This window comes from Streptomyces sp. NPDC038200, from assembly GCF_055600785.1.
Genome location: NZ_JBVJYH010000016.1, coordinates 44,569 through 67,855 on the forward strand (window position 1 = coordinate 44,569; position 23,287 = coordinate 67,855).

14 protein-coding genes are annotated in these 23,287 nt (G+C 69.5%); 6 read left to right on the forward strand and 8 right to left on the reverse strand.

Features of this window, described 5'->3' with window-relative positions; genetic code table 11:
• Nucleotides 1-392 precede the first annotated feature (392 nt).
• Nucleotides 393-2,741, forward strand: a complete 2,349-nt coding sequence (locus ACZ7KF_RS28390) for a DUF2786 domain-containing protein (protein ID WP_471080862.1) — start codon at nt 393-395, stop codon at nt 2,739-2,741.
• A gap of 90 nt (nt 2,742-2,831) precedes the next feature.
• Here ACZ7KF_RS28390 and ACZ7KF_RS28395 read toward each other — a convergent pair whose 3' ends face one another.
• Nucleotides 2,832-4,574: a GTPase gene (locus ACZ7KF_RS28395; protein ID WP_471080865.1), complete on the reverse strand. Its 1,743-nt coding sequence runs from the start codon at nt 4,572-4,574 to the stop codon at nt 2,832-2,834.
• Nucleotides 4,567-7,548: a GTPase gene (locus ACZ7KF_RS28400; protein ID WP_471080868.1), complete on the reverse strand. Its 2,982-nt coding sequence runs from the start codon at nt 7,546-7,548 to the stop codon at nt 4,567-4,569. Before ACZ7KF_RS28400 ends, ACZ7KF_RS28395 begins: the two co-directional genes overlap by 8 nt.
• Before the next feature lie 335 nt (nt 7,549-7,883).
• Here ACZ7KF_RS28400 and ACZ7KF_RS28405 point away from each other — a divergent pair, with 335 nt between their 5' ends.
• Nucleotides 7,884-8,126, forward strand: a complete 243-nt coding sequence (locus tag ACZ7KF_RS28405; RefSeq protein WP_471080871.1) for a DUF5302 domain-containing protein — start codon at nt 7,884-7,886, stop codon at nt 8,124-8,126.
• 221 nt (nt 8,127-8,347) lie between these two features.
• Here the strand turns inward: ACZ7KF_RS28405 and ACZ7KF_RS28410 are convergent, their stop codons facing one another.
• Entirely contained in the window at nt 8,348-11,350 is a 3,003-nt protein-coding gene (locus tag ACZ7KF_RS28410) for a carbohydrate binding domain-containing protein (RefSeq protein WP_471080874.1), read from the reverse strand.
• A 688-nt stretch (nt 11,351-12,038) separates the two neighbouring features.
• On the opposite strand from ACZ7KF_RS28410, the gene ACZ7KF_RS28415 reads away from it, so the two are divergent.
• The 3 genes from ACZ7KF_RS28415 to tgmB all read left to right on the forward strand — a co-directional run bounded on the left by ACZ7KF_RS28415 (nt 12,039) and on the right by tgmB (nt 13,569).
• Nucleotides 12,039-12,206 (forward strand): hypothetical protein, encoded by a 168-nt coding sequence (locus tag ACZ7KF_RS28415; protein WP_471080877.1) that lies wholly within the window; start codon nt 12,039-12,041, stop codon nt 12,204-12,206.
• A 68-nt stretch (nt 12,207-12,274) separates the two neighbouring features.
• The gene (gene tgmA, locus ACZ7KF_RS28420) at nt 12,275-12,523 is read left to right on the forward strand and encodes a putative ATP-grasp-modified RiPP (RefSeq protein ID WP_471080880.1); all 249 of its coding nucleotides are present in this window, start codon (nt 12,275-12,277) and stop codon (nt 12,521-12,523) included.
• Nucleotides 12,523-13,569, forward strand: coding sequence for an ATP-grasp ribosomal peptide maturase (gene tgmB / locus ACZ7KF_RS28425; protein WP_471080883.1), 1,047 nt, complete (start codon nt 12,523-12,525; stop codon nt 13,567-13,569). The genes tgmA and tgmB overlap by 1 nt, the downstream gene beginning before the upstream one ends.
• A gap of 141 nt (nt 13,570-13,710) precedes the next feature.
• Here the strand turns inward: tgmB and ACZ7KF_RS28430 are convergent, their stop codons facing one another.
• Nucleotides 13,711-14,931, reverse strand: coding sequence for a metallophosphoesterase (locus tag ACZ7KF_RS28430; RefSeq protein WP_471080886.1), 1,221 nt, complete (start codon nt 14,929-14,931; stop codon nt 13,711-13,713).
• 647 nt (nt 14,932-15,578) lie between these two features.
• Nucleotides 15,579-17,912 (reverse strand): WD40 repeat domain-containing protein, encoded by a 2,334-nt coding sequence (locus tag ACZ7KF_RS28435; RefSeq protein ID WP_471080889.1) that lies wholly within the window; start codon nt 17,910-17,912, stop codon nt 15,579-15,581.
• A gap of 229 nt (nt 17,913-18,141) precedes the next feature.
• Between ACZ7KF_RS28435 and ACZ7KF_RS28440 the strand changes: the two genes are divergently transcribed.
• The gene (locus ACZ7KF_RS28440; protein ID WP_471080892.1) at nt 18,142-18,327 is read left to right on the forward strand and encodes a hypothetical protein; all 186 of its coding nucleotides are present in this window, start codon (nt 18,142-18,144) and stop codon (nt 18,325-18,327) included.
• Nucleotides 18,328-19,583: 1,256 nt separating this feature from the next.
• On the opposite strand, the gene ACZ7KF_RS28445 is transcribed toward ACZ7KF_RS28440, so the two are convergent.
• The 3 genes from ACZ7KF_RS28445 to ACZ7KF_RS28455 all read right to left on the reverse strand — a co-directional run bounded on the left by ACZ7KF_RS28445 (nt 19,584) and on the right by ACZ7KF_RS28455 (nt 23,258).
• Nucleotides 19,584-19,967, reverse strand: coding sequence for a PPOX class F420-dependent oxidoreductase (locus ACZ7KF_RS28445; RefSeq protein ID WP_471081305.1), 384 nt, complete (start codon nt 19,965-19,967; stop codon nt 19,584-19,586).
• Nucleotides 19,968-20,286: 319 nt separating this feature from the next.
• Nucleotides 20,287-21,639 (reverse strand): aldehyde dehydrogenase family protein, encoded by a 1,353-nt coding sequence (locus ACZ7KF_RS28450; protein WP_471080895.1) that lies wholly within the window; start codon nt 21,637-21,639, stop codon nt 20,287-20,289.
• Nucleotides 21,640-21,719: 80 nt separating this feature from the next.
• Nucleotides 21,720-23,258, reverse strand: coding sequence for an MFS transporter (locus ACZ7KF_RS28455; protein WP_471080898.1), 1,539 nt, complete (start codon nt 23,256-23,258; stop codon nt 21,720-21,722).
• Between the last annotated feature and the right edge of the window lie 29 nt (nt 23,259-23,287).

Sequence of the window (23,287 nt, forward strand, 5' to 3'; positions counted from 1 at the left end):
CCGCTCCTGACGTCGCCGACTGAACTGGTGTCGAGTACATCGACCCACGCGGTCAGCGCGTCATGGCGCCCACCGGCTGGAAAAGGCGCTGTGCCGCGTCCGTATGATCGCGCACCGCAGACCACACCTCTATGAAACACGCAGAGCACCCCCGTACGACAGAGGTGAGAGAAAGGGTCGGCTTTTCTGTTCCCGTGCCGAATTCCGACGCAAGCCGAATCGAATACGCCGGCCCTCGGACCCACCGGAGGAGCGCGTCCACGCCCCTCCGGCTCCCTCGGAGCGGGCACCGGCCAGATGGCTGCCGACGGCACGCCGGGTTGTGAACGCTCACGGTGGATCTTCCTAAGATGATCCCTCATATGCAGGTGGGGATGTGCGGAGGGGGACACATGAAGGACAGCCGCGCGGACGGACCCTCGGCGGTGGAGTTCCGGCAGGCGCGCAAGGGGTGGGTCGAGAGCAGGATCCAGGACCTCGCCGACGTGCTCGAGACCGCCGGCCCGGATCTGTACGAGCTGCTGCCGGCCGATCTGGGTGAGCGGCGCCTGGCCGCGGCGGTCACCGTGGCCAGAGTGGCCGCGGACGAGTCGCGCGCCCACTCCGTGGCGGAGACCGTCCGCGTGCTCGAGCGCCTGATTCCGGGCGGGCACCACCACGACCTGACGGGTGCGGCCCGAGCGCTCCGTTCGCGGCTGGCGACCTGGGGTGAGCAGGCCGTCTGGTCGTGGAACGCCGCGGCATGGGAGGAGATGGCCCTGTGGTGGTGGAGACGGCACCAGCCGCGCACCGGTGATCCCGCACGGGACTTCGCCGAGTGGCGCTCGCGCTGGTCCGCGGAGATTTCCTGGAACGGCGACATCGACGAGCCCGAGCAGGCGCCGCGACGGCACGGTCGGACGCTCGTCACGCCCGCCGAGTTCTTCGCCTCGGAACCCGAGCCGCTGAGACTGCTGGCCCACGCGGTGCTCAGTTCGCCCCGAACGGTCGCCGCTGTCGAGGACGCCGTTCTGCTGCGCGAGGAGCATCTCCAGGGCGCGGGGCACCTGAGGTGGCTGGCCGAACAGCAGGCACGCGCCGATCAGCTCGAAGCGTGGCGCAGAGCCCAGCAGCAGACCGGGTCCGAGGCCACACGGGCCTTCCTGGCGGAGCTGTCCGAGACCGTCAAGCGCTACGCCACCCTGGTGCTGCAACCCGTCGTCGACGCGCTCTCCGCCTGCGAACGCGCGCTCCTGGACGGCAGCCGGCCTGGCCCCCACCGCAATGCCGTTGAGTACCTGGACATGTTCCTCGACTGGCAGGTGGAATCGGACGAGGACGCCTGGCGGGACGAGGTGCCGAGCGCGGACGTGGTACGGCAGGCGCGTGAGCGCCGCGAGCGGGGAGAGACGACCTGGCAGGGCGTGCGGGGTTCCGTGCCCGTCTGGTACCACATCGTCACCTCCCCGCAGGAGAAGGCCGCCGCCCTCGCCTACTCGGGACAGCCGTCGGCCTCCGTCGTCCGTGTCCGGACGGGCGACGACGACGTGACGGTCCCCGACCTCTCACTGTTCGAGGGATTGTTCGACGAGGCCGACGAGTCGGCGGACTGGTATCCCCGTCCCGGCATCGACGTCCCGTACGAACCGGACAGCGCCTTCGACCTGTGCGCGCTTCTCGCGCTGGCGCAACTCGGCCATGCCATGCTGGAGTTCCTGACGGTCCACCCGGACGGAACGGTACGCACCCTGCGCTCGGTCCGCGCCCGTGTGCGCGAGGACGACGCCAAGGCCTACCGGCGCTGGGCCCTCGCCGCGCTGGCGGAGCTGGCTCCCGATCCGGAGGACCTCGCCGACGTCCTCGCCCGGGACGAGGAGGAGGGCACGGACGAACCGGACGAGACCACCGGGTCCGACGGAACGAAGGGCACCGGTTCCGGCACCGGTCCCGGCGGGACTCCCTCCCCGGACCCGGGTGGTGCCCCCTCCGCCCGCCGCACCGCGAACGGTGCCCTCCCGCCCGAACTGCTCGGCAAGGTCCGGGCCCTGCTCCGTAAGGCGGAGGACCAGGCCGCCACGGAGGAGGAGGCCCGCGCCTTCCTCGCCAAGGCCGCGGAACTCATGGCCAAGTACGGCATCGAACAGGCCATGCTCGACGGCCTGGACCGACCCGCCGGGCCAGTGGACAAGGTCGTCGAGGTCCACCCGCCCTATGCCAAGGAGATGCGGCGACTGCTCAGCTGGGTCGCCGGGGCCATGCGCTGCCGCTCGGTCTACCCCGGAGGCAAGGCGCACCGCCACCAGGTCCACCTTTTCGGTTTCGAGGGCGACATCCAGGCGAGCGAGGTCCTGTTCGCCAGCCTGCGGCTGCAGATGCTGGACGGAGCGGACCGCGCCGACCGCCTGTACCGGCCGGCGGGGGAGGACGCGCGCGCCTACAAGCGTTCCTGGATGCTCGGGTTCATCCGCGAGGTGACCGACCGGGTCAAGGCCGCGCAGGAGGCGGCGCGGGCAGCCGCCGAGCACGAGCAGGAGGCGGCGGAGGGTGCGGAAAGGACGGGGCGCAGTGTGGCCCTGGTCCTCGCCGACCGGTCGACGGTGGTGGCCGCACATCTGAACGACCGTTATCCCAAGCTGGGCAAGACTCGGCCCACGAAGTTCAAGGGGACGGGCTACTGGCAGGGCCGCGTCGACGGCCGGCGAGCCGACATCGGCGGGCCGACCATCGTGCCCGACCCACGCACCGAGCAGCTGATCGGCTGAGCGCGCGGCAACGGACGGCGAGGGGGGAGCCGCTGTCGGGTCACTCCTCGTCTTTCCCCGCCAACTCGTCGATCAGCGGCGCCCGCCGGGTCAGTCGGCCGGCCTGACGAGCGTCTCGGCCTCGTCGCGAAGGCTCCTGATCCCCCTCAGCGCTGTTTCACGCTCAGCGCTGATTTCCGCCCCCTGGTTCGTGAGTCCGCCGAGCGACTGCTCCACCTCCACGATCCACTCGTTCAGGTGCCGGGTGCCGGAGTCGTCGAGAGCACTCAGCGTTCTGGAGGCCTCTTCGTCGAAGTGACGCCTGATCGTCTTCCGGCGCTTGTCGATCTTCATCCGCTCGCCCTGATCCCGCACAACACCCTGCAAGTCGATCAACGGCCTCATGACCGCCAGCGCCCACTGCGCCTTGCCGGCCGTATGGGCGACCTTCTCGGCTGCCTTGCCTCGCCCCCACGGTTTGAACTTGCCCGTTTCGCCGCTCACCTTCTTGCCGATGTTGAGCACCTTCTGGCCCACTCGGGTCTTGTTGATGCGGGTCGCGATGTCGGAGGCCGTGCTTCCCTGCTCGCTACCGCTGGCCGCGACGTTCCCGATCCACTCCTGAAGCCTTCTGGCGCCCGCCTTCACGCCTTTCTCCGCGCCTTCCCTGATCGCACGCTCAAACCGTGATGCGTCCTGCGGGGAGACGCCGATCGTCGTCTCGGGTGAGTCGAGGTCGTTCACCCAGGCTTCCGGCTCAGGGACGACGGGTCCGTACTCGGCGACCAGAGAATCGAACGCTGTCCTCATCGACGAGGAGAACGTGATGTCGAACTCGGTCATGGCACGCGTCAGTGCTTCACCGACGTCACGAGCGACGTCGGTGGGGACGATGCCGTCCTTCTCCGAGACGCCGGCAGCGCTCTTGCTTCCCGCCGCTCTGATCACGGACGCGACGACCTCTCTCTCCCTCTCCAGCGTGCTCAGCACACCCCGCTTCGCCTGGGAGACCGACTCCTCGACCTTCTTCGCGGTCTCCGCGGCCCTGAGTTCCTCGCCGTCCAGTACCCAGTGCTGCTCGGCGTCCGCCAGAACCCGGAGGAGTTCGTATGCCTGCGCCTTCGGTCGGACACCGCTGACACCAGGCGCGACCATTCTCCGCAACTCGTCCGCAAGAGCATCGACGCCGCTCTCCGCGAACAGCACATCGCGCTCAGCGGCCGTGAGGTCGGGATCGTTGATCGCGTCGACGTAGTCGCGCGCGTCGGTCGGCACGATCGGGACACGATCGGCGAAGGGCCCGAGTCGCTTGCGCATCTCGTCGAGGATGACGCCGCGATCACTGTTCTCGGCGTTCATCTTGTTGACGACGACCACACTTCGGTCGGCGAACCCGTCCGTGTCGAGCGCTCGCAGAATCGCCGTGGTCTCCGCTTCGCCCGGCAGTTCGCTCGTTGTCACGATCATCAGCGCGTCCGCACCACGCACGCCGCGCCGCGCCGCGCCGGAATGCTCGTCGTTGCCCGACAGCGTCCCGGGCAAGTCGACGAGCGTCACGCCGTTCCACGGATGCGGCGTCGGCTCGTGCGTCTTGGGTGCCGCGTCGACGAGTTCGTCGACAGCAGCCGACGAGAGCCGGAGCAGTGCCGCGACGAGCATCGACTTCCCGGCACTGTAGGGACCCAGGAGCGCGATCCGTAGCGGGCTCGCGTCCGCATGGGGAAGGTGCGCCACCAGTCCCCGCGTACGGGCGTGAGCGCTCAGGACACGCTCGGCCCGTGCGCTCAGCGCGAGCACGCGGGCGTTCAGACCCCCGTTGCTCTCCACCACGCCGGCCGGATTGCCGTCAACCATCTGTTTTCCCTTCGCTCGCTCCGCGGGGGCCGGCTACCGCGACAGGGCTCCCGGAGCCCGAGCAGATCTCGATCCGCTCGGTGAGGACATCCACGAGTCGGGCCTGGAGGCACGTCCGCACTTCCACGGTGCGGGACGCGTCGGTCCGGACGCGCAGCACGACTCCTGGCGTTCGGCGCGCCGAACGGATCGCCGCCGGGTCCCCACCGGCAAGGGCCAGGAGTCGGCGCACCAGTACCAGGTCGATCGAATCGAGGGCGGACCGCACGGCCGACTGCAGCCGACAGAGCTGTTCGAACCGCTCCCGGGTACGGCTGATGTCCGCGGACTGCTCTTGGAACTGGGCTCCGACTCGAGCCGTCGTCGCATCGACGATGCGCGTCAACCGTGCTTCTTCTCTGTCGAACCGCTCATCGAGCTCGGCCTCGGCCGCGGCCGCGGTCTCACCGGTCCACTCGTGCTTCACCTTCTCCGCGCGATCGACTTCACGGCTCACCGCCTTCACCGCTCCGACCACGGCATCCAGCAGGTAGCCCACCGTCACCATGGCAGGGTTGCCCTTGGTGGCGCCCGTGTCGAGCCCCTTGGTGATCCCCCGGGCAGCGAAGGAGTGCGAGAGGGTTGTCCCGGCTCCCTCGGCAGCGACCGCGATCCAGCGCCACAGCGTCGCGTCAGGTCGCTGTCGTACATGCAGGCGCTCGTCGTCCTGCCGCTCCGCGGCGCCATCCCGCGTGCGCAGAACCCTCTCCCGTTTCCGTATCTCCTGCTCGATCTCTCTCTCGAGGACCGAGGCGAATCCCTCCAGCTCCAGACCGGTGATGAAGTCGCTCCATCGCCGCGAATGATCCGCGCCGCCCAGGCGCGGAACCACACCCGACAACTTCTCCTTGGCATGGTGGCGCCTGGCTGCGAGGCAGTCGCGCGTGTTCTGGCCCGCGATCCGGATCGCCTCGAGCAACGCTGCCTGTTCACTCGGCGCCGAGCGTTCCAGTTCGCCGAGCGCGAGACCGATCTGAGGGAGTTCCCCGGTCACCCGGTCGTGGAACGCGGCAAGTGGTGCTCGTACGCCTTCGGCCAGCCGAACGGCACGAAGCGGGATCGCGCGCTCGGCCAGGAGCTGTGCGAGGGACTGTTCGAGCTCGGGCAACCTGCTCGCCCGGAAGGCCCGGTCTCGCAGCTCGCTGGATTCGGTGGACAACGCTTCGTGCGCCGCACCGGAGTGGACCGCGAGGACGACGGGCGGTGCGGCTCCGACCGCTCTGGAGACCTGCTCGATCCGGACAGCGTGACCCGACGCGGACGTGAACGCTCTCTCCGGTCGCTGGGCGAAGAGCTGGAGACGACCCGGCGTGTCGACGCGTTCCTTCACGTTGACGACAGCGAGCAGAGGCTTCCCGGAGAGGAGGAGCTGCTGGAGTTCGGCGGCCTCCTCGTCGCGAAGCGTGTCGGCGTAATTCCATACGACCGCGTCGGCGATGTCGCACGCGGCCCGGGCGCGTTGGGCGTCCAGGTCGTCGTCCTTCGCGGCGACGCCGGGGGTGTCGAGGTAGGTCACGGAGCCGAGCTCGAACGCAGAGGTCTCCCGCGTGGTTCGGTGCGCTCCCCGCCCGATCCCGGTTCGGTCCGCGTCGCGCGTCAGGGCTTTCCGGAGCGTGGTCTTCCCCGACTTGGTTCTTCCCACGATGGCCACGAGCAGTCGGCCTCGTACCGCAGGCATGTCCCGTACGGCATCGCGCAGTTCGCGTTCGAGTGCCCCGATGCGGCTGATGACCCCGACGAGATGCTCGCTCTCCATCGCGTGCGCGGAGTACGACGTTCGCTGAAGGCGAGCCTCGACCTCGGCCCAGAGGGCGGACTGGATATCGCGGTAGGCCGATCGACTCGCGTCCACCGCCCCGAACGGATGAGCGAGTTCGTCGACCAGGGGCTCAAGGGCCGCGCGGAGATCCGGTTCGGTTCGCCGCACGTCCATGGCCGCCGCCACGCGGTCGAACAGCTCGATGTGGTTCGCGTACCAGGACTCAAGCGCTCGCAGCTCGCTGATGTCGGTCCGGGAGGCGACCGCCGGCAGACCGGCGACGAGCCGTGCGGCCGAACTCATGGCAGGCGCAGCCGGGGAAGCGGTCGTGTGCACGGGAACCGTCACGATCCCTTGCTCGATCACTGCCCTCACGTCACCGTCCGCGAGCATCTCCAGAGTGCTCCCCGAAACGGCGCCGGTGTCGCGGGCCCCGATCGCCCAGACGAGGGCATCACGCCGATCCGATCTGAACCTGAACCGCTCGGCCGGCCCGAGCCAGCGCCACCATTCCGGTTGCACGGACAGAACTGCCTCGTACGACTCCTGCGCGGCGATGAAATCCTGCACTTTCGCGAGCCGGGCCACCAGATCCCGGTTCTGCAGGTCCCGAGCTGTGGAGACACTGTGGGTGAGTACGAGCTCACGTGCGCCTGCCGCCTGCCGGCTGCCTCGGCGGTGACGACGCAGATCAGTCACCGCGCGATCGACGTCGATCTCGAAGATCGACCGCCAGATCTCCTCGGGCCACCCCTGATCCGCACGACGGCACTGCTCGAGGACTTCCGGCAGTACCCGTTCCGCGAGCGCCACAGCCGCAAGGTCCGCTCGAAGTGCTTGCGTCGTCACCCCCTCGAGCGCCTGCAGATGAGGTCGTAGCCCGTCGAGCCGCATCAACTCCCTGAGCGCTCTGGCCTCGCTCAGTGTCAGAGTCCGGCCCCGAGCCGTCGCCAGGCGGACCAGTTCCCGTTCCTCGACGCACGCCGCCACGGCCTCGGATATCCCGTGAAGAGTGGTCCCGGACGGTGGCACACCGGCACACCCACACGCTCGGGCAACCGCCTCCACGCCCTTGGCGAGCCTCTCGAGTGAGGCCGGCCCGGCCATGGCGTCGACGCCCAGTGGTTCGAGCAGGAGGGCCAGCACCTCAGCCCTGAGACTCTCCGTGTCGCTCACCACCGCTCCTCGTGAGGGCGGAGGTACCGGAACGCTGGGGACGGGCCGGGGCCGGGGGAGAGTCGACCCGATCGGGCCTGCATGTCCAGGACGTGCGTGTGCATGTAGACGCGGACTCGCCGGACGGGGAAACGGTTGCACGGATGCATGGGGAAAATGTGTTCCCTGGTGCTGACGTGGTGCAAGCGCTGCCGCTTGCCTCCGCCTACGAAGCGAACACCCTCGGCCGTGAGAGGGATATCCGTCGAAACGGGGCAGGATGATCTCGCCGGTGCCCCGCACCGCGCCCGGCATGACAAGCTGTGCCTGTCCACCCCCGAACCCAGGAGGTCACCATGACCGCAGAGCCCGTGACTACGGAAGGTTCGGAGCCGGCTGACCCCGAGACGTCCCCGCTGGCGCCGGACAGTGACGGCAACTACGACCTCAAGCGCAAGTTCCGCGAGGCCCTGGCCCGCAAGCGCGGTGCGCAGGCGGACGCCGCCGATGGTGCCGGCAACCCGGACGCGTCGAAGGTGCGTGCGGCGCACGGCCCGGCCGTCGGCCAGCGGTCGTTCAGGCGTAAGAGCGGCGGCTGAGTCGATCAGTCCCGGGAGGGATCCGGCGGCTTCATGTCTCCGCACGCTGGAGCGGTAGTCGGCACAGCGGGGCGAGAGTCCGCTGCTGGCGACCGATGATCCCCGCACGTCCCCGCCGGCGCCGGGGTGTGGGCGCCCGGCCATGGCCCATGGCCGGGCGCCCACTCGGCGCATGACACCGAAATGCTCGGTTCGAGTCGACAGGCTTCCCGCAATGGTTGCTACTTCAAGTAGGGGCCGCTGTCGCCGATCTTGCCGGGGCCGTTCAGCACGTACACGCGGAGGTTGCCCTTGCCCGGCGCCGCGACCGACAGCGTGCCGTTGGAGACGGTCTTCGTAGTGCCGGTGACGGCGTCGGCGTAAGTGCCGTTCGGGATGCCGGTGAAGGTGGCGTCGCCGGTGACGGTGACGAGCGCGAAGCTGTCCGTACTCCCGCTGGTGTAGCGGCGTTTGAAGGCCATCTGGCCGCTGATGCCGTCGGTGGAGTACTGGCCCGTCTGGAGGGCCGGGATCGCCCGGCGGATCCGGTTGAGCCGCTGGAGGTGCTGGACGAGGGGCTGGGCGAGGGTCGTGGCGACCTCGCCGCTCGCGGAACCGACCGTGCCGAAGTCCGTGGCGGTGACGAATCCCGCCAAGTGGTCGCCGTAGTAGGCGCGTCCGGTCGAGGCCAGCGGGCAGGTCGGGCCGCAGTCGATCTGTTTGCCCTTCTGGAACTCGATCTCGGAGCCGTAGTACAGCGTCGGGATGCCGCGGAAGGTCCACATCAGGGACATGTTCTCCGCCCAGGCGTCGGTGCCGCCGCTGTAGCGGGTGCTCGACTTGTTCGGGCCGTAGTCGTGGCTGTCGACGTAGACGACGTTGTAGCTGGCGTCGTTGACGCTGTCGTCGGAGTCCTTGCCGTTGCCGTAGGCGTTCTGCGCGTCACTGAAGTTCATGTGCATGCGCATGTCGATGATGTTCATCCCGGAGAACCGGCTGCGGTCCGGGGTGTGATAGCTGTTGCCGTCCAAGAAGGCGTTGGTGGAGGTCGGCTGGTTGCCGGTGCCCAGCTGCTCCTCGTAGGTGTACTGCTCGATCGCCGCCGTCGCGTCGTCGGCGCTGTACTCCTTGCGTTCCTTCCAGGTGTAGAACTGCGCGGAGTGGTTCACGGAGCCGCGGTTCCACTTGTCGTTGACGAAGGCCCCGACCTCGGCGAAGACGAAGAAGTTCTGGGCCGCGTCCGCGCCGAACTTCTGGGTGACGCGGTCGTGGATGGCGGGCAGGAAGCGGCGGTTCCAGGTGACGCGAGGGATGTGGACAGCCGTGTCGAGCCGGAAGCCGTCGACGCCCATGTCGATGTACTTGTCGTACGCGCCGATCAGATAGTTCTGCACGGGCGTCGACTCGGTGTCGAAGTCGGCGAGGTCCTCGTGCAGCCAGCAGGAGCGGGAGTCCTCGCCCTCCCAGTTGCCGATCCAGCACTGGTGGTAGTACGCCTTCGGGAACATGCCCGACGTGGGGCTGGGCCACTGGCAGTTGTGGAGGGTGTAGCCCTCGGGGCTCTTGCTGCCGGTGGGCTTGCCCCAGTTGAGGCAGGTGTTGCCGGACGGCTCGGCCGTCGACCAGAGGTCGCCGTTGTAGTAGGACTTCCCGGACTTGGGTTCGACGGTCAGGCCGTCGTACTCGAAGCCCTCGTTCTTCTCGTCGTAGTACCAGCTCCACTCGGAGTCGCGGGCCCCGTACACGGTCGGGGTGAACAGGCCCTTGGCGCCCCAGCGGGAGCTGTGGTTGTAGACGACGTCCTGGTAGATCTTCATGCCCTTGGCGTGGGCTGCGTTGATCAGGTCCTGGTAGGAGGCGCCGGCCGACTCCAGGCGCGGATCGACCTTGTAGAAGTCGTAGCCGTGATAGCCGTGGTAGTCGTAGTCCGAGCGGTTGAGGACGACCGGCGTGATCCAGACCGCCGAGAAGCCGAGCGCCTTGATGTAGTCGAGCCTGTCGACCAGGCCCTTGAAGTCACCTCGGAACATGGGGTCGTGGTGGGCTGCGTTGCCCGACTTCACGTCCTGGCTTCCGCCGCGGTTGTTGGAGCTGTCGCCGTCGTGGAAGCGGGCGGTGAGGACGAAGTAGATCGGGTCCTTGCGCGGGTCGGTGCCCAGTGGGGTGCCGGCGGCCGGTTCCGGGGCCCTCGCGCCGGTGGTGGCGGTGGCCCCGGCGGAGGCGGGCGAGGTGTTGCCGGCCGCGTCGACGGCCTTCACGGTGTACGTGTAGGTGGTCTTCTCCTCGAGCCCCGTGTCGGAGCAGACCGTCGCGCCGACGTCCGTGACGACCGTGCCTTTCGTGCCGCCGGTGCGGGTGACCTGGTACTTCGCCACACCCTTGTTGTCGGTGGCCGCGTCCCAGCTCACCACCACCGACGTGCCGGTGGCGCTCGCGGTGACCTTGGTGGGGGCGGTCGGGGCCTCGGTGTCGGGCTGCTCGGCGGCGCACGGGTCCTTGGCGTCGGCGGTGACCGTCTTGTCCTTCACCGTCGTGGTCCCGGCGGGGATCGTGTAGTCGGCGCCGTTGTTGTTGTCCCAGACGCCGTTGCCGTTGTTGAAGACGGCCTTCAGCGAGGTCGCCGTGCCGATGTCGAGGGTCTTCTTCCACCAGCCGGTGCAGGCCGTCTGCATGCCGACGCCCGGGACCGTCGTCCAGGTGCCGCCGACGGGCGCGTAGTGGATGTTGGCGGTGGTCCAGCCGGAGGTGGTGGTCGAGTAGTAGACGGTGGCCTGATTGCCGCTGCCCGCACCGGTGCCGGCGCACGGGTCGCTGTGGGCGATCACGCCGTCCTTGACGGTGAGGGCACCGGTGCCCAGCGCGTAGTCGGTGCCGCCGTTGTTGTCCCAGGTGCCGCTGCCGTTGTTGAACGTGGCCCGCAGGCCGGTGGCCGAGCCCAGGTCGACGGTCTTCTTCACCCAGTCCGTGCAGGCGGTCTCCATCTGCGTACCGGGGGCGGTGGTCCAGGAGCCGCCGTCGGGGGCGTAGTGCAAGTAGGTGGAGGGCCAGTTCTTGGTCTTCGTGTAGTAGAAGACGGTCGCCGAGTTCGATGTCGCGGCGGTGGCCTTCAGGGGAGCCGGGCGGGGTTCCGTCGGGCCTGCGAGAGCCGCGACCAGACCGGCCGCCACCGCGCCTGCCGTGAGGGCACGGCGCGTCAGGCGCGACGCCTCACGTCTCGGAGGCGTCGTTGATGTGTGTCGGTTCATGCCTCTCCCGATGCGGGGTGGGGTGGGGCTAGGCTGAAAGAAATTTCGGAAACTCTCTGAAAACGCTTGCGACACGGAAGTTACATGTCCATGACATATACGTAAAGGGGGGCGACTGACCGGCCGAGGGCACTCTTCGCGGGCGTCGAGGCGGCTGCCGACCGTGCCGGTGCCGCCATCCTTTTCATCCTGGGATCGATGCACTTCGCCCGACTCGTCGGCGGCCTACGCCGACGCCTTCCCGTCCTGTTCCCGCGGTGTGCCCTGGCTTCCCGCCGATGGCTTCGGCAGACCCCGGATCCTGAGTAAGACGCTCTTGCGTAGAGGCCACGCCGAGGCACGCGCGGCGGTCGGCGGAGGGCCCGGCGCCGGACTGAAGGCCGAGATCCGTAACCGGTTGGGCTGACACCAGGCCACGACGGAGGACCTCGTCCAGGCGCGCCACCGGTTCGAACGGGCCGTCGCCCGCTCACGCACCGCATCCGGTGAACTCGCGTGAGCCCGCATCCGCCGCACACCGCTGTTCCTCGTCTCCCCGCCGCACCGCTGACGCCGCATCCGCCCGATGAACCGGGATTTCATCCGTATTTCAACGCCTCTTGTCAGCATGGACTCATCGCTCACTGCGTGAGCCGCGCCTGCATCCACAACGAAGAGGACCCACATGGGGCTGTTACATGCCGGGCGTATGCAGAAGCTCGTTTCGGACGCCAGAACCCCTCATGGCAGAGGCGATGCGCTTTTCGGCGCCGGGTTCGACATCGACAGCCGCGCCAGGGTGTCCATGAAGGCGATCCGCAAGGAGATCGACAAGATCATCGCGGCCGTGGAGCCGATCGGCATGCGCCGAGAGTGAGCACGGACCCGGAAGACCTCCCCTGCGGAGGAGGCGAGCCCCCGAACAGTCGGAAGCGAAGGAGACGAATGATGACAACGCGAAACGCCGGCGTACCCTGGGGCATCACCCGCATGGCCCCGTATGCCGAGACACGGCCGGTTCCCCTGCTCACCGCGGTGATCGACCCGCAGACCCAGATCGCCGTCGTGATCGACGCACACGGCCAGGCGGGCGAGCTCCACCACGAGACGAGCAGCGGCACGTCGGGCTCCACGAGTACCAGCGGCGCCGACAGCTATGACTCGGACAGCTCGTCGGACTCCGACCACGACTGATGACGACAAGCCCGACCGGGTCGGTGCTGGTACTGACCAGCCTCCACGACGTGACCGCTGACGTGGTCCTGCGCATCCTCGCGGAGCACCAGGTCCCGGTGGTCCGTCTCGACCCCGGCACCGACCTGCACACAGGTGCCGCGCTCACCGCCACGTACCGTACCGGTGACCAACGCGGCACCTTGCGCACGCCGACCCGCGAGCTCGACCTCACCGAGGTGCGCTCCGTCTGGACACGCCGTCCCTCTCCCTACGAGGGGCCGCCCGAACTGGGCGGCCAGGAGCGCCGGTTCGCCGCCTCGCAGTCCCTGTGGGGCGTCGGCGGCATCCTGGCGTCGCTTCCCGGAGCCCACTACGTCAACCACCCGTGGAACAACCGGGCGGCCGAGTACAAGCCGGCCCAGCTGGCCACCGCACGGCGTAGCGGCCTTTCCGTCCCCTCCACGCTGATCACCAACGACCATGAACAGGCCCGCGAGTTCGTCGCCCAGCACTCCGGAGCCGTGGTCTACAAGCCGTTGTGGAACACGCCCTATGCGATCGACGGCAGGGCACAACAGGTATGGGTGCGCGACGTGCGCCCGCACGAGATCACGCCCGCCGTGGCCGTCTGCCCGCATCTGTTCCAGGCCAAGGTGGAGAAGGCGTTCGACGTACGACTCACAGCTGTCGGCAGCCGGGTGTTCGCGGTCCGCATCGACAGCCCGGACCTGGACTGGCGGCAACGGCAGTCCCTCATGGAGTGCACGCCGATCGCCGTCCCCGCCCGGATCGCGCGCTCGGTGTCCGCGTACCTCACCGCCTTCCGGCTGGTCTTCGGCGCCTTCGACTTCGCCGTCACACCCGCCGGCGACTGGTACTTCCTCGAGTGCAACCCCAACGGACAGTGGGCATGGCAACCCGGCCCGGTGACCGAGTCGATCGGCCGTGCCATCGCCGACGAACTGCAAAAGGCCTCGGCGCATGAGCCGGCCCCGTGCCGACAACGGTGCGCAGGGGCGCCCCCGGCAGCCAGGGCTGCTCCCGCCGTACACGTCGAGCGGTGATCAGCCACCGGTCACCGTGTAGCTCGTCGGAGCCGCCGTCCTGGGAATGGTCCGGATCTTGTCCTCAGCGAGACGGGCCGTACGATGCCGCGTCCCTCGGCTCGTGGACTGCTGCCGGCGGATGTGCTGGCCCGCCCCGTGCTACGGCGTGGTGGGCAGGTGCGGGGAGCGGAGCACGAGCAGGGTGATCTCGCTGGGGGCGAAGACGCGGAACGGCGGGCCCCAGAAGCCGGTGCCGCGGCTGGTGTAGAGGAGGGTGCGGGTGCCGTGCCGGCTGAGGCCGGAGACGACGGGCTGGTCGATGCGGACCAGGTGGTGGAAGGGCCAGATCTGGCCGCCGTGGGTGTGGCCGGAGAGCTGGAGGTCGACGCCGGCGGCTGCCGCCCGGTCGACGAACTTGGGCTGGTGTGCCAGGAGCAGGACGGGCAGGTCGGCGTCGGCACCGTGCAGGGCTCCGGCGAGGTGGGCGCGGTGGCCCGCCAGGCCGGAGGACTCGGCGGTGACGTCGTCCACGCCGGCGACCACGAGGGTGTCCCCTCCGCGTTCGAGCAACAGATGGCGGTTGCGCAGCGGCTCCCAGCCCAGCTCGTCCATCAGGTCGACCCAGCCCTGGGCCTGGCTGTAGTACTCGTGATTGCCGGTGACGTAGACCCGGCCATGGGTGGCCCGCACGGTTCCGAGCGGGGCGGCCTGGGCGCGGCGCCGTTCGGCCGTGCCGTCCGCGATGTCGCCGGTGTGGCAGACCAGGTCCGCTTCCAGGGTGTTCACCGTCTCACACACCCGTGCCGACCAGCGAGCGCGATCGAGTGGGCCGTAGTGGGTGTCGGTGATCAGGACGACACGCAGGCCGTCCAGCCCGGCACCCAGTCGCGGGAGGTGCACGTCGAGTCGGCGCACGCGGGGCACGCGGCGGGCCTCGGCGTACCCCCAGCCGAGCAGTACGGCGGTCACGCCGAGGACGGCCCAGGTGACGATGCGGGCCCGGTCCTGACTCTCCCCGACGCCGGCCACCGTCAGGGCGAGCCGCACGAGGGCGCCGAGCAGAACGGACCAGGTGAACAGGACCCAGCTCGTGCCCAGCAGGGTGTCACCGGCGATCGCCGCCCGGTCCTGCTGGCGCCGGCCGTGGCCGCGCACCATCGCGAGGGGCATACCGATGAGGCCGAGGGCGAACAGCACGGTCCCGACGAGCGTGACGGGCAGCGGCCAGTGCTGGCCGGCGTGCAGGAGCACCCAGCAGGGCACGGCCCACAGCAGGAAGGGTGCGATCAGGGGGATGTAGCGCATCAGGCGGTGCAGCCGGCTCGGCCGCGGCGGTTGCGCTTCACCCTCGGCGGGCCGGGTGCTGCTGGTGTCGGTCACGCTTGCCCTCCCTGACCAGGCTGCCGTCTCGCGCACTGTATCCCGTCGCCCCCGGGCCGGCCGGACCGGCGTTCATGGGTGCGGCCGCTTGGGGCGGAGGGTTCTCCACGGGATGACAGGACTCCACTGCGGACGCCCTTTGGGGAGGCGGCCGCGATCAGCGACCGCATCGTCGTCATCCTCGGCACCACGACGACGCCCCACCTGATCCTGCGCGTCAGCGCCGGCCGGGACGTGCCCGCCGCCCGGCGTTCCATGTCCGTCGCCGTAGGACTGAGCGGTCTCTTCTTCCTGCTCCGCTGGTGCTCCTCGTCGAGGGGACCGACACAGCGGGCCTGCTCTCCCTCGCCGCTCCGGACCGCTCGGAGACCGCACGGCGCAACACGAACGTCATCTCCGACGCGGTCCGCCGAGCCGACCCCGGCGGGCCGTTGGGGCTCGCTTGCTGGTGGCGGCGGGCCCGCCGGCGATCGTCCGGGAGACGACACCCATGACGAGGGAAGCCGTCTTATGGGGTACGACGAGGGAATTGCCGAGCTGGTCCGCGAAGCGGTTCGGAACGTGCTCCCCCACAGCAGCGAGGAGGACGTTGACCGTCTGCTCGCGCCCCGTGCCGCACTCAGACGCTTCGGAACCGGGGGTGAGCCTCAACCGGACGGATGAACCACTGGCAGTCGGAAACGGCCTGCCCACAAGCGCACAATCCCGTCGCTTCCGGCCGAGGCGAGGAAGTGGCCGTCGGGGGAGAACGCGACGGAGCGGATCCGGTCGGTGTGGCCGGCCAGGGGTTCGCCGACGGGGCGTCGGGTGAGCGTGTTCCACAGCCGTACGGTGCCGTCGCCACTCGCGGTGGCCAGCAGATATCCGTCGGGTGAGAACGCCACGGAGAGGACCGGGCCGGTGTGGCCGGTGAGGGATTCACGGGCGGGGGCGCCGGTCACGGCATCCCACAGGCGGACCGTCCCGTCGTGGCTCGCGGTGGCCAGCAGCCGTCCGTCGGGGGAGAACGTCACGCATGCGACGCTGCCCTCGTGGCCGGTCAGCGGGTTGCCGATGGGGAGGCGGGTGGCCAGGTCCCACAGGCGGACGGTTTCGTCGTCGCCGGCGGTGGCGAGGAGGCGCCCGTCGGGGGAGAACGCCACGGATTCGATGCTGTCGGTGTGACCGGACAGGGGTTCGCCGAGGGGGAGGCCCGTCTTCGTGTCCCACAGATGGGGGTCGTTGCTCGCGCAGGCGAGGGTGCGTCCGTCGGGGGACATCGCCACCGACAGGCAGGAGCCGTCCTGAACGGTCAGCGGGTTGCCGATGGGGAGGCGGGTGGCCGGGTCCCACAGGCGGACGGTTTCGTCGTCGCCGGCGGTGGCGAGGAGGCGCCCGTCGGGGGAGAACGCCACCGACCGGACCTGGCCGGTGTGCCCGGTGAGGGGATCGCCGGCCGGGGCGCGGGTGACCGGGTCCCACAACCGCACGGTCTCGTCGGCGCCCGCGGAGGCGAGCAGACGGCCGTCCGGGGAGAACGCCACCGAGAAGACGGGGCCTCCGCAACCCGCGTGCAGGGCGGGCAGGGCCACAGGGTGCCCCTGCGAGAGGGCGTGTTCGACCGCTCGTAGGGCCGAGGCGGCCACGGCGACGGGTGCCGGAGTGCGAGGCTCACCATGCCGGTGGACACGCACCGTGCTGTCGTGACCGGCGGTGGCGAGCATGCGCCCGTCCGGAGAGAAGGCGACCGACCAGACCTGATCGGTGTGCCCGTCCAGCGGTTCACCGATCGGCACCCCGGTCGCGGGCTCCCACAGCCGCACGGTCCTGTCCCGGCTGGCGGTGGCCAGCAGTCGGCCGTCGGGGGAGAACGCCACCGAGAAGACCGGGCCGGTGTGACCGGTGAGCGGGGCGAGGGCCGCGGCGCCGGTGAGCATGTCCCACAGCCGCACCGTTCCGTCCGACGAGGCAGTCGCCAGCAGGCGCCCGTCGGGGGAGAACGCCACCGACTCGACGTCGTCGGTATGACCGATGAGCGGTCTGCCGACGAGGGTGCCGGTGGCCGGGTCCCACAGGCGCACGGTCTTGTCGCGGCTCGCCGTGGCGAGGAGGCGCCCGTCGGGGGAGAACGCCACCGACCAGACCGGATCGCCGTGGCCGGTGAGGGCATCTCCCACCGGTGTGCGCGTGGTGGTGTCCCACAGCCGTACGGTCTCGTCCGCGCTCGCGGTGGCCAGGAGCCGCCCGTCCGGGGAGAACGCCACCGACCAGACCTCGTCGGTGTGGCCACCGAGGGGGTCGCCGACCGGCGCCCTGGATACGGTGTCCCACAGGCGCACCGTGTGATCGGCGCTCGCGGTGGCCAGCAGCCGTCCGTCGGGCGAGAACATCACCGACGCCACCCCCTCGGTATGGCCGGCGAGGGCCTCCCCGGCCGGAGCCCCGGAAGAGGAGTCCCACAGCCGTACGGTGTTGTCCGCGCTCCCCGTGGCGAGCAGCCGCCCGTCCGGGGAGAACGCCGCCGACACGACCGGGCCCGTGTGCACCAGTGGCGCGTAGGCGAGGGCGTAGCGGGGCGAGGACGCTGCCGTGGGCGAGGTTTCCGGCGGACCGCTCACCGGCTCCTGCCGCACCGGATGAGCCGGTCGTCGCGTCGGCCGTGCTGACGCGACGGCGACCCACCGGTCACGCCACGGCTCCAGCACGGGCGATCTACGGTCGGGCGGTGGGCACTCCTGGCCGTACTCGTCCCAGGACAGCAGCGTGCGAACGAGCAGCATCACCTTGTCCACGCTCACGTACTTGCCGCCGAGCGCCGCGCTTTGTGTGGCGATCGGCAACGATGCCTGCTCCTGGGCGAACAGCTTTCGCGCGCGGGCCTCGATGGCACGCAGCGACGGATTGCCCCGCTCCACCCGCAGGCGGCTCAGGTGAGCAGCCTGATCCCGCAGCGCCTCCTCGTACGTGCCCGCCCGGTCGGTGGCCTCGGCATGCTCTGCCATGGGCTTCGTCCCCCACGTTGTCCCAAGTCAACGGCAGCATAGGGACCTTCGGGCCGAACAGCACCGAACTTGACGGAACAGTCTCGTACAACCCGTGCGGGACGCGGTCGTGTGGTGGGTGTTCGGCCGAACACCCACCACGTACGGAGGAGTTGCGTGAGTGATCGGCGTTCGCCGGATCCGTTCGATCCCTGCAGGTCAGAGTGGTGAAGAGGGCCAGAGTCGAGGCATGTCCACTCCACCTGACACCTTCCTGTCCCTACACACCGCCGTCGTCCTCCTGGCAGCCGTCGTCATCGGCATGGTCATCGGCTGTCTGACGGTCCTCACCGGGGCCTCGGTCGCGGCGGCTGCCATCGCGGGTGTGTCCAGCGCCGGCGGCAGCGTTCCGGTCCTGCGCACCCTCATCGGATGATCACCGGCACCAGAATGGCGTCAGCAGCCTTACGGAACCGGTACACCACAGCAGGCCCTCGACCGCACAACCCTCGTTGGCTACCGGCTGCTCAGCCTCGCCGACGAGGGACGTGCCGACGAAGGACGTGCCGACGACGCTCTACAAGTCCTGAGGGCCATCGCTGAACCGTTCGAGCCGCGCAGATCGATCCGATCATCACCTTCCGCGTCGTCGCCGAAGAGGCAGAGGCAGTCGTAAGCTCTGGCCGATACGGCACCCACGGTGTCACCCAGGCGCTGATCCACGCCTTCGCCCACCAGGCCGTCTACCTGCCCGGGCGCAGCTCACTCGATTTGAGGCTCGCGCCGTGGGGCGAAGCGGCGGCGGTCACCGAGAGTCGGGCGCCTCGAGTCCACGACAGCGACGACCCCGAATACCCATACAGCGCTCCCGGCCGGGACACCTGTGCGGCGGTACACGGCGATCTGGATGACGCCTTCGCGACCGCGGCACTGGCGGGAGTGGCATGGGTCAGCCGGCCGGGCCATCTTGGAGCACTACCAGGATGTACTGACCCCAGTTCGCAACTTGCGCTGGACCTCTCGATCTACCTGACGACTCATGGGGGTAGGTCGGCATCCAATCGGCATTGGACTGGGGCAGCCTTCCGTCCATGCTCCCGGCTGAGGGCTTCCCGGCAGCCTGCTTCGCGCAGATGGCGCAGGTGAGAAGCCCCGCTCGCCACGGCGCACGATGTTCTAGAAGGTCTTCGAGTGGAAGATATGCCGACGTACAGTGAAGGACGCCCCTGACCTGCAGAAAGCAGGCAGGGAGCCGTCTTCCAGGAGTCCAAAGTGCTGCGTACTCTGTTCAAGTCCAAGATCTAGCGTTTGGGCGTTTCCGCAATTCAGAGCCCTGATGGCCGCCTCCAGGTCGGCAACCGTCAGCATCAGGCCGGATGATGCCCGGCTTGCTGACCCGTGCCCGTGGCAGGGGCCGGCTGCCCCGCTCGGCGCCCTGCAGGTCCACGCGGAGAAAGGGAAGACGGAGCCGTCCGTTACCGAGGCCCGCCGGGAACTCGGTCAGCAGACGGTCGCGGAATACGCGAAGCAGTGGCGGCCCCGACAACGCGGGATGACGGAGTACTCCACGGGCCGGCACGGGAAGTACGTCCGTGCCGGCTGGTTGCAGCGGTACGTGGGTGAAGTGCGGCACCCGATCTTCCAGCTCCTCGGCGAGCCTCACCGGACCGAGAGCCGTGGATACGTCACCCGCTACGAGGCGAGCCGCACACGGATGCCCAGCGTGCTGTCCCCTCCCCGGAGTCGGCTTTCCAGGATCATGAGGCGGCCGAGGATGCCGTACTTGCGTGCGATGAGGGAGCGGTAGCGGGCGCCGGTCGCCTGGTCGACGATCTCGGCGGTGGCCGGGACCTGTTCGCCCGTCGGGTTGCCGCGCAGGTCGCAGGGGCCGACGAGGATGTCGCCGCGGGCCCGGATCCGCTTGACCTTCCAGGAGTCGGCGGGGGTCCGTACGCCCAGCGTGTCACCGTCGCGCACCACCCACACCGGGGTGGCGACCGGGGCGCCGTTCTTGCGGTAGCTGGTGACCAGCATGTACTTGCCGGCGCCGAGCCGCTCCAGCAGCGTGTGGTCCATGATGCGTTTCCGCTCCTTGCTATGGGGTTCGAGGCCGTTGGCCTCTTGGGAGGCATGCAGCGATGTCAGTTCGGCGGCAGCGGTCATGCTCTCGTCCTGGGAGAAGTGCGGAGGCAGCTCGATTTGGTCGAGGGTGGGCGTGTTGCTGATCTTGTCGAGCAACAGGGCCCGGTGGGTGGGTGAACTTGGCGACGACGATGGTCGAACGGCAACGCCCACGAAGCCGCGCACGCGGTGCCTTCTTCCGAGGGCTGCCGGACGGCGGCGCGCGCATGAGGTCGCCAGGTGGAATCGCGTGCCGCCGCCCTGAGGGGATGGTTCAGTTCAGCGGGACGTCGAGGACGGCCTTGCGGTGGCTGAACGTCTCGATCGAGTAGCGGCCGTGGTAGTTGCCCATGCCGCTCTCGCCGACGCCGCCGAAGGGGAGGGTCGGCACGGCGAGGTGGTGCATCGGCAGGCCGAAGTTGAGGCCGCCCGAAGAGGTCTCGGCGGCGAGGCGGTGCTTGGTGGTGTCGTTCTCGGTGAAGGCGTACAGGGCGAGCGGCTTGTCGCGCCCGGTAATGAACGCGATCGCCTCGTCCAGGTCGGCCACGGTCAGGATCGGCAGGATGGGGCCGAAGATCTCTTCCTGCATCACGGGATCGTCGGCCCGGACATCGACGAGCACGGTCGGGGCGATGTACTTGTCCGTGCGGTCGGTCTGCCCGCCGGTGACCGTCCGGCCGGAGCCCAGCAGCGCGGACAGCCGGTCGAAGTGCCGCTCGTTGATGATCCGTCCGTAGGCGTCGGAGGTCTGCGGGTCCTCACCGAACAACCCCTTGATCACGAGGGCCAGGGCGGCCTGCAGTTCGGTCGCGGTGTCCGGGTCGGTCAGGACGTAGTCGGGGGCGACGCAGGTCTGTCCGGCATTGGCGAACTTCGTCTGCGCCAGGCGCTGCGCGACTGTGGCGATGTCGGCGTCCCGGTCCACGAACACCGGTGATTTGCCGCCGAGTTCGAGGACGACGGGGGTGAGGTTCTTCGCGGCGGCGGTCATCACGATGCGGCCGACCGTGCCGTTGCCGGTGTAGAAGATGTGGTCGAAGTGCTGCTCCAGCAGCACGGTGGTCACCGGCGCGCCGCCCTCGACGACCGCGGTCGCGTCGGTGTCGAGATACGCGGGCAGCAGCTCGGCCAGCAGCGCCGAGGTGTGGGCGGCGTAGTCGGCGGGCTTGATGACGACCGCGTTCCCGGCGGCGAGCGCGCCCGCCACGGGCACCAGCAGCAGATTGATCGGGTAGTTCCACGCCGAGATGATCAGGGCGACACCCAGGGGGTCGAACTCGGTGCGGGCGGTGCTGCCGGGTATTCCGGGCACCGTCACCGGCGCCGCTTGCGGGGCGGTCCACTCCTCCAGGTGCTCCAGGTAGTCGTCGATCTCGACGATCGTGAGGTCGATCTCCATGGCGTCGGCCTCGGCGCGGTTCTTGCGCAGGTCGGCGTAGAGGGCGTCGGCTATCGCCACGCGGTTGTCGGTGAGCAGGTCACGCAGGCGGGTCAGCTGTTTCCGGCGCCAGGCCAGGGGCTTGGTACGGCCGGTGCGGAAGGCAGCGCGCAGCTGGTCCACCAGCGCGGCGGCTTCGGCGGCGGTGAAGGTGTCGTCGAGGGTGAAGGCTGACTTGGTGACGGTCACGGTCGTCGTGTCCTGTTCGGTCAGGAGGGAAAGCCGGTCGGCATCCGGCTGCAGGGAAGTCGCGGCCGTACGTGGTGCGGTTAGACCGTGGCGGCCGTGCGTGCGCTCGTGGGTTCGCCGTCGCCCGACGGCGCGGATGTGGCTTCGCTGTCGTCTGGCAGGGCGGCCGTGTCGGTGGCGGACGAGGTGGACCTGCGGCGGATCGCCAGGCCGACCATGGCCACACCAATGACGAGGACGAACGCCATGCCGGCGAGGGCGAAGCTCAGGGTGTACTGGCTCTCGGCGGGCAGTGCGGGGACTCCGGGGGGCAGGTTGTCGAGCGTCTTGGAGGCGAGCAGCGAGGTGATGACCGCGCTGCCGATCGCGCTGCCGGTGGAGCGGGAGATGGAGTTGATGCCGTTGGCGATGCCGGTCTGGTGGTGGGGAACGCCCGCCACGATCAGGGCGGGCATCGCGGCGTAGCCGAAGCTGATGGCAACGCCGACGACCATGCCGGCCAGGATCACCGACGCGGTGGTGTCGTGGGCGAGGGTCAGCCACGCGAAACCGATGACGCCGAAGGCGGCACCGGCGGCGAGGGTGAGGCGCGCGCCGATGCGGCGTACCAGCATTCCTCCGAACTGGGCGGCCACGAGCGAGATGAGGGCGGAGGGCAGCAGGTAGAGGACGGAGGCACGCAGGACGGAGGCGCCGAAGCCGTAGCCGGCGATCTCAGCGGGTGTCTGGACGAGGTAGGAGACGCCGATGAACTGCGCAAACATGGCGAATCCGACGAGCAGTCCGGCGATGTTGGTGAACAGGACCGGGCGGTGGACGAACATCTTCATGTCGACCAGGGGGTCGCGGACCGCGCGCTCGACGACGACCCAGAGGACCGTGGTGACGGCGGCGCCGACGAAGAGGGCGAGCGTGCGCGGTGAGGTCCAGCCCCAGGTGTGGCCCTGCGAGATGGGCAGCAGGAGCAGGACGAGCACAAGGGCGAGGCCGGTGGCGCCGAGCCAGTCGGTGCGGCCGCCGGTCCGGGTGCGGGGCGCGGGCACGGCGAGGGCAACCGCGATGAGGGCGATGGTGGCGAGGGCTGCCGCCAGCCAGAAGACCTGGTGGTAGTCGGGGTGCGCACCCTGCGTCAGGAGTCCGGCGCTGACCAGGGCGAGGCCGCTGCCGACCCCGAGCGTGCCGCTGACCAGGGCCATGGCGCCGGGCAGTCGCGCGGGCTCGACCTCTTGGCGCAGCACGGACAGCGCGAGCGGGAAGATCGCGGTGGCGGCGCCCTGCATCACGCGGGCCGCGATGAGCAGCAGCATGGAGCTCGTGGTGGCGGCGAGCACGCTTCCGACGACCATGACCACCAGCACGCCGAGCAGGGTCGGCTTCGTGCCGTGCTGGTCGCCGAGGCGGCCCAGCAGTGGCGTGAAGACCGCGGCCGACAGCAGCGTGGCCGTGGTGACCCAGCTGACCTCGGCCGTGGTGGCGCCGAGATCGTTCTGGATGATGCCGAGGATCGGGATGACCAGGGTCTGCATCATCGACACGACCATGGCGGCGAGACCCAGCACCAGGACGAGGCTGAGGCTGCCGGTGCGGCGCTCCGGCGCGGTGGCAAGGGAGGACTTCACGGTCTTCTTTCCGGTGGAAGGTTGCCAAA

Coding starts and splice junctions, on each gene's coding strand:
- ACZ7KF_RS28390 (WP_471080862.1), top strand. CDS start 393: ATGAAGGACAGCCGCGCGGACGGACCCTCGGCGGTGGAGTTCCGGCAG.
- ACZ7KF_RS28395 (WP_471080865.1), bottom strand. CDS start 4,574: ATGGTTGACGGCAATCCGGCCGGCGTGGTGGAGAGCAACGGGGGTCTG.
- ACZ7KF_RS28405 (WP_471080871.1), top strand. CDS start 7,884: ATGACCGCAGAGCCCGTGACTACGGAAGGTTCGGAGCCGGCTGACCCC.
- ACZ7KF_RS28410 (WP_471080874.1), bottom strand. CDS start 11,350: ATGAACCGACACACATCAACGACGCCTCCGAGACGTGAGGCGTCGCGC.
- ACZ7KF_RS28415 (WP_471080877.1), top strand. CDS start 12,039: ATGCAGAAGCTCGTTTCGGACGCCAGAACCCCTCATGGCAGAGGCGAT.
- tgmA (WP_471080880.1), top strand. CDS start 12,275: ATGATGACAACGCGAAACGCCGGCGTACCCTGGGGCATCACCCGCATG.
- tgmB (WP_471080883.1), top strand. CDS start 12,523: ATGACGACAAGCCCGACCGGGTCGGTGCTGGTACTGACCAGCCTCCAC.
- ACZ7KF_RS28435 (WP_471080889.1), bottom strand. CDS start 17,912: ATGGCAGAGCATGCCGAGGCCACCGACCGGGCGGGCACGTACGAGGAG.
- ACZ7KF_RS28440 (WP_471080892.1), top strand. CDS start 18,142: ATGTCCACTCCACCTGACACCTTCCTGTCCCTACACACCGCCGTCGTC.
- ACZ7KF_RS28445 (WP_471081305.1), bottom strand. CDS start 19,967: ATGGACCACACGCTGCTGGAGCGGCTCGGCGCCGGCAAGTACATGCTG.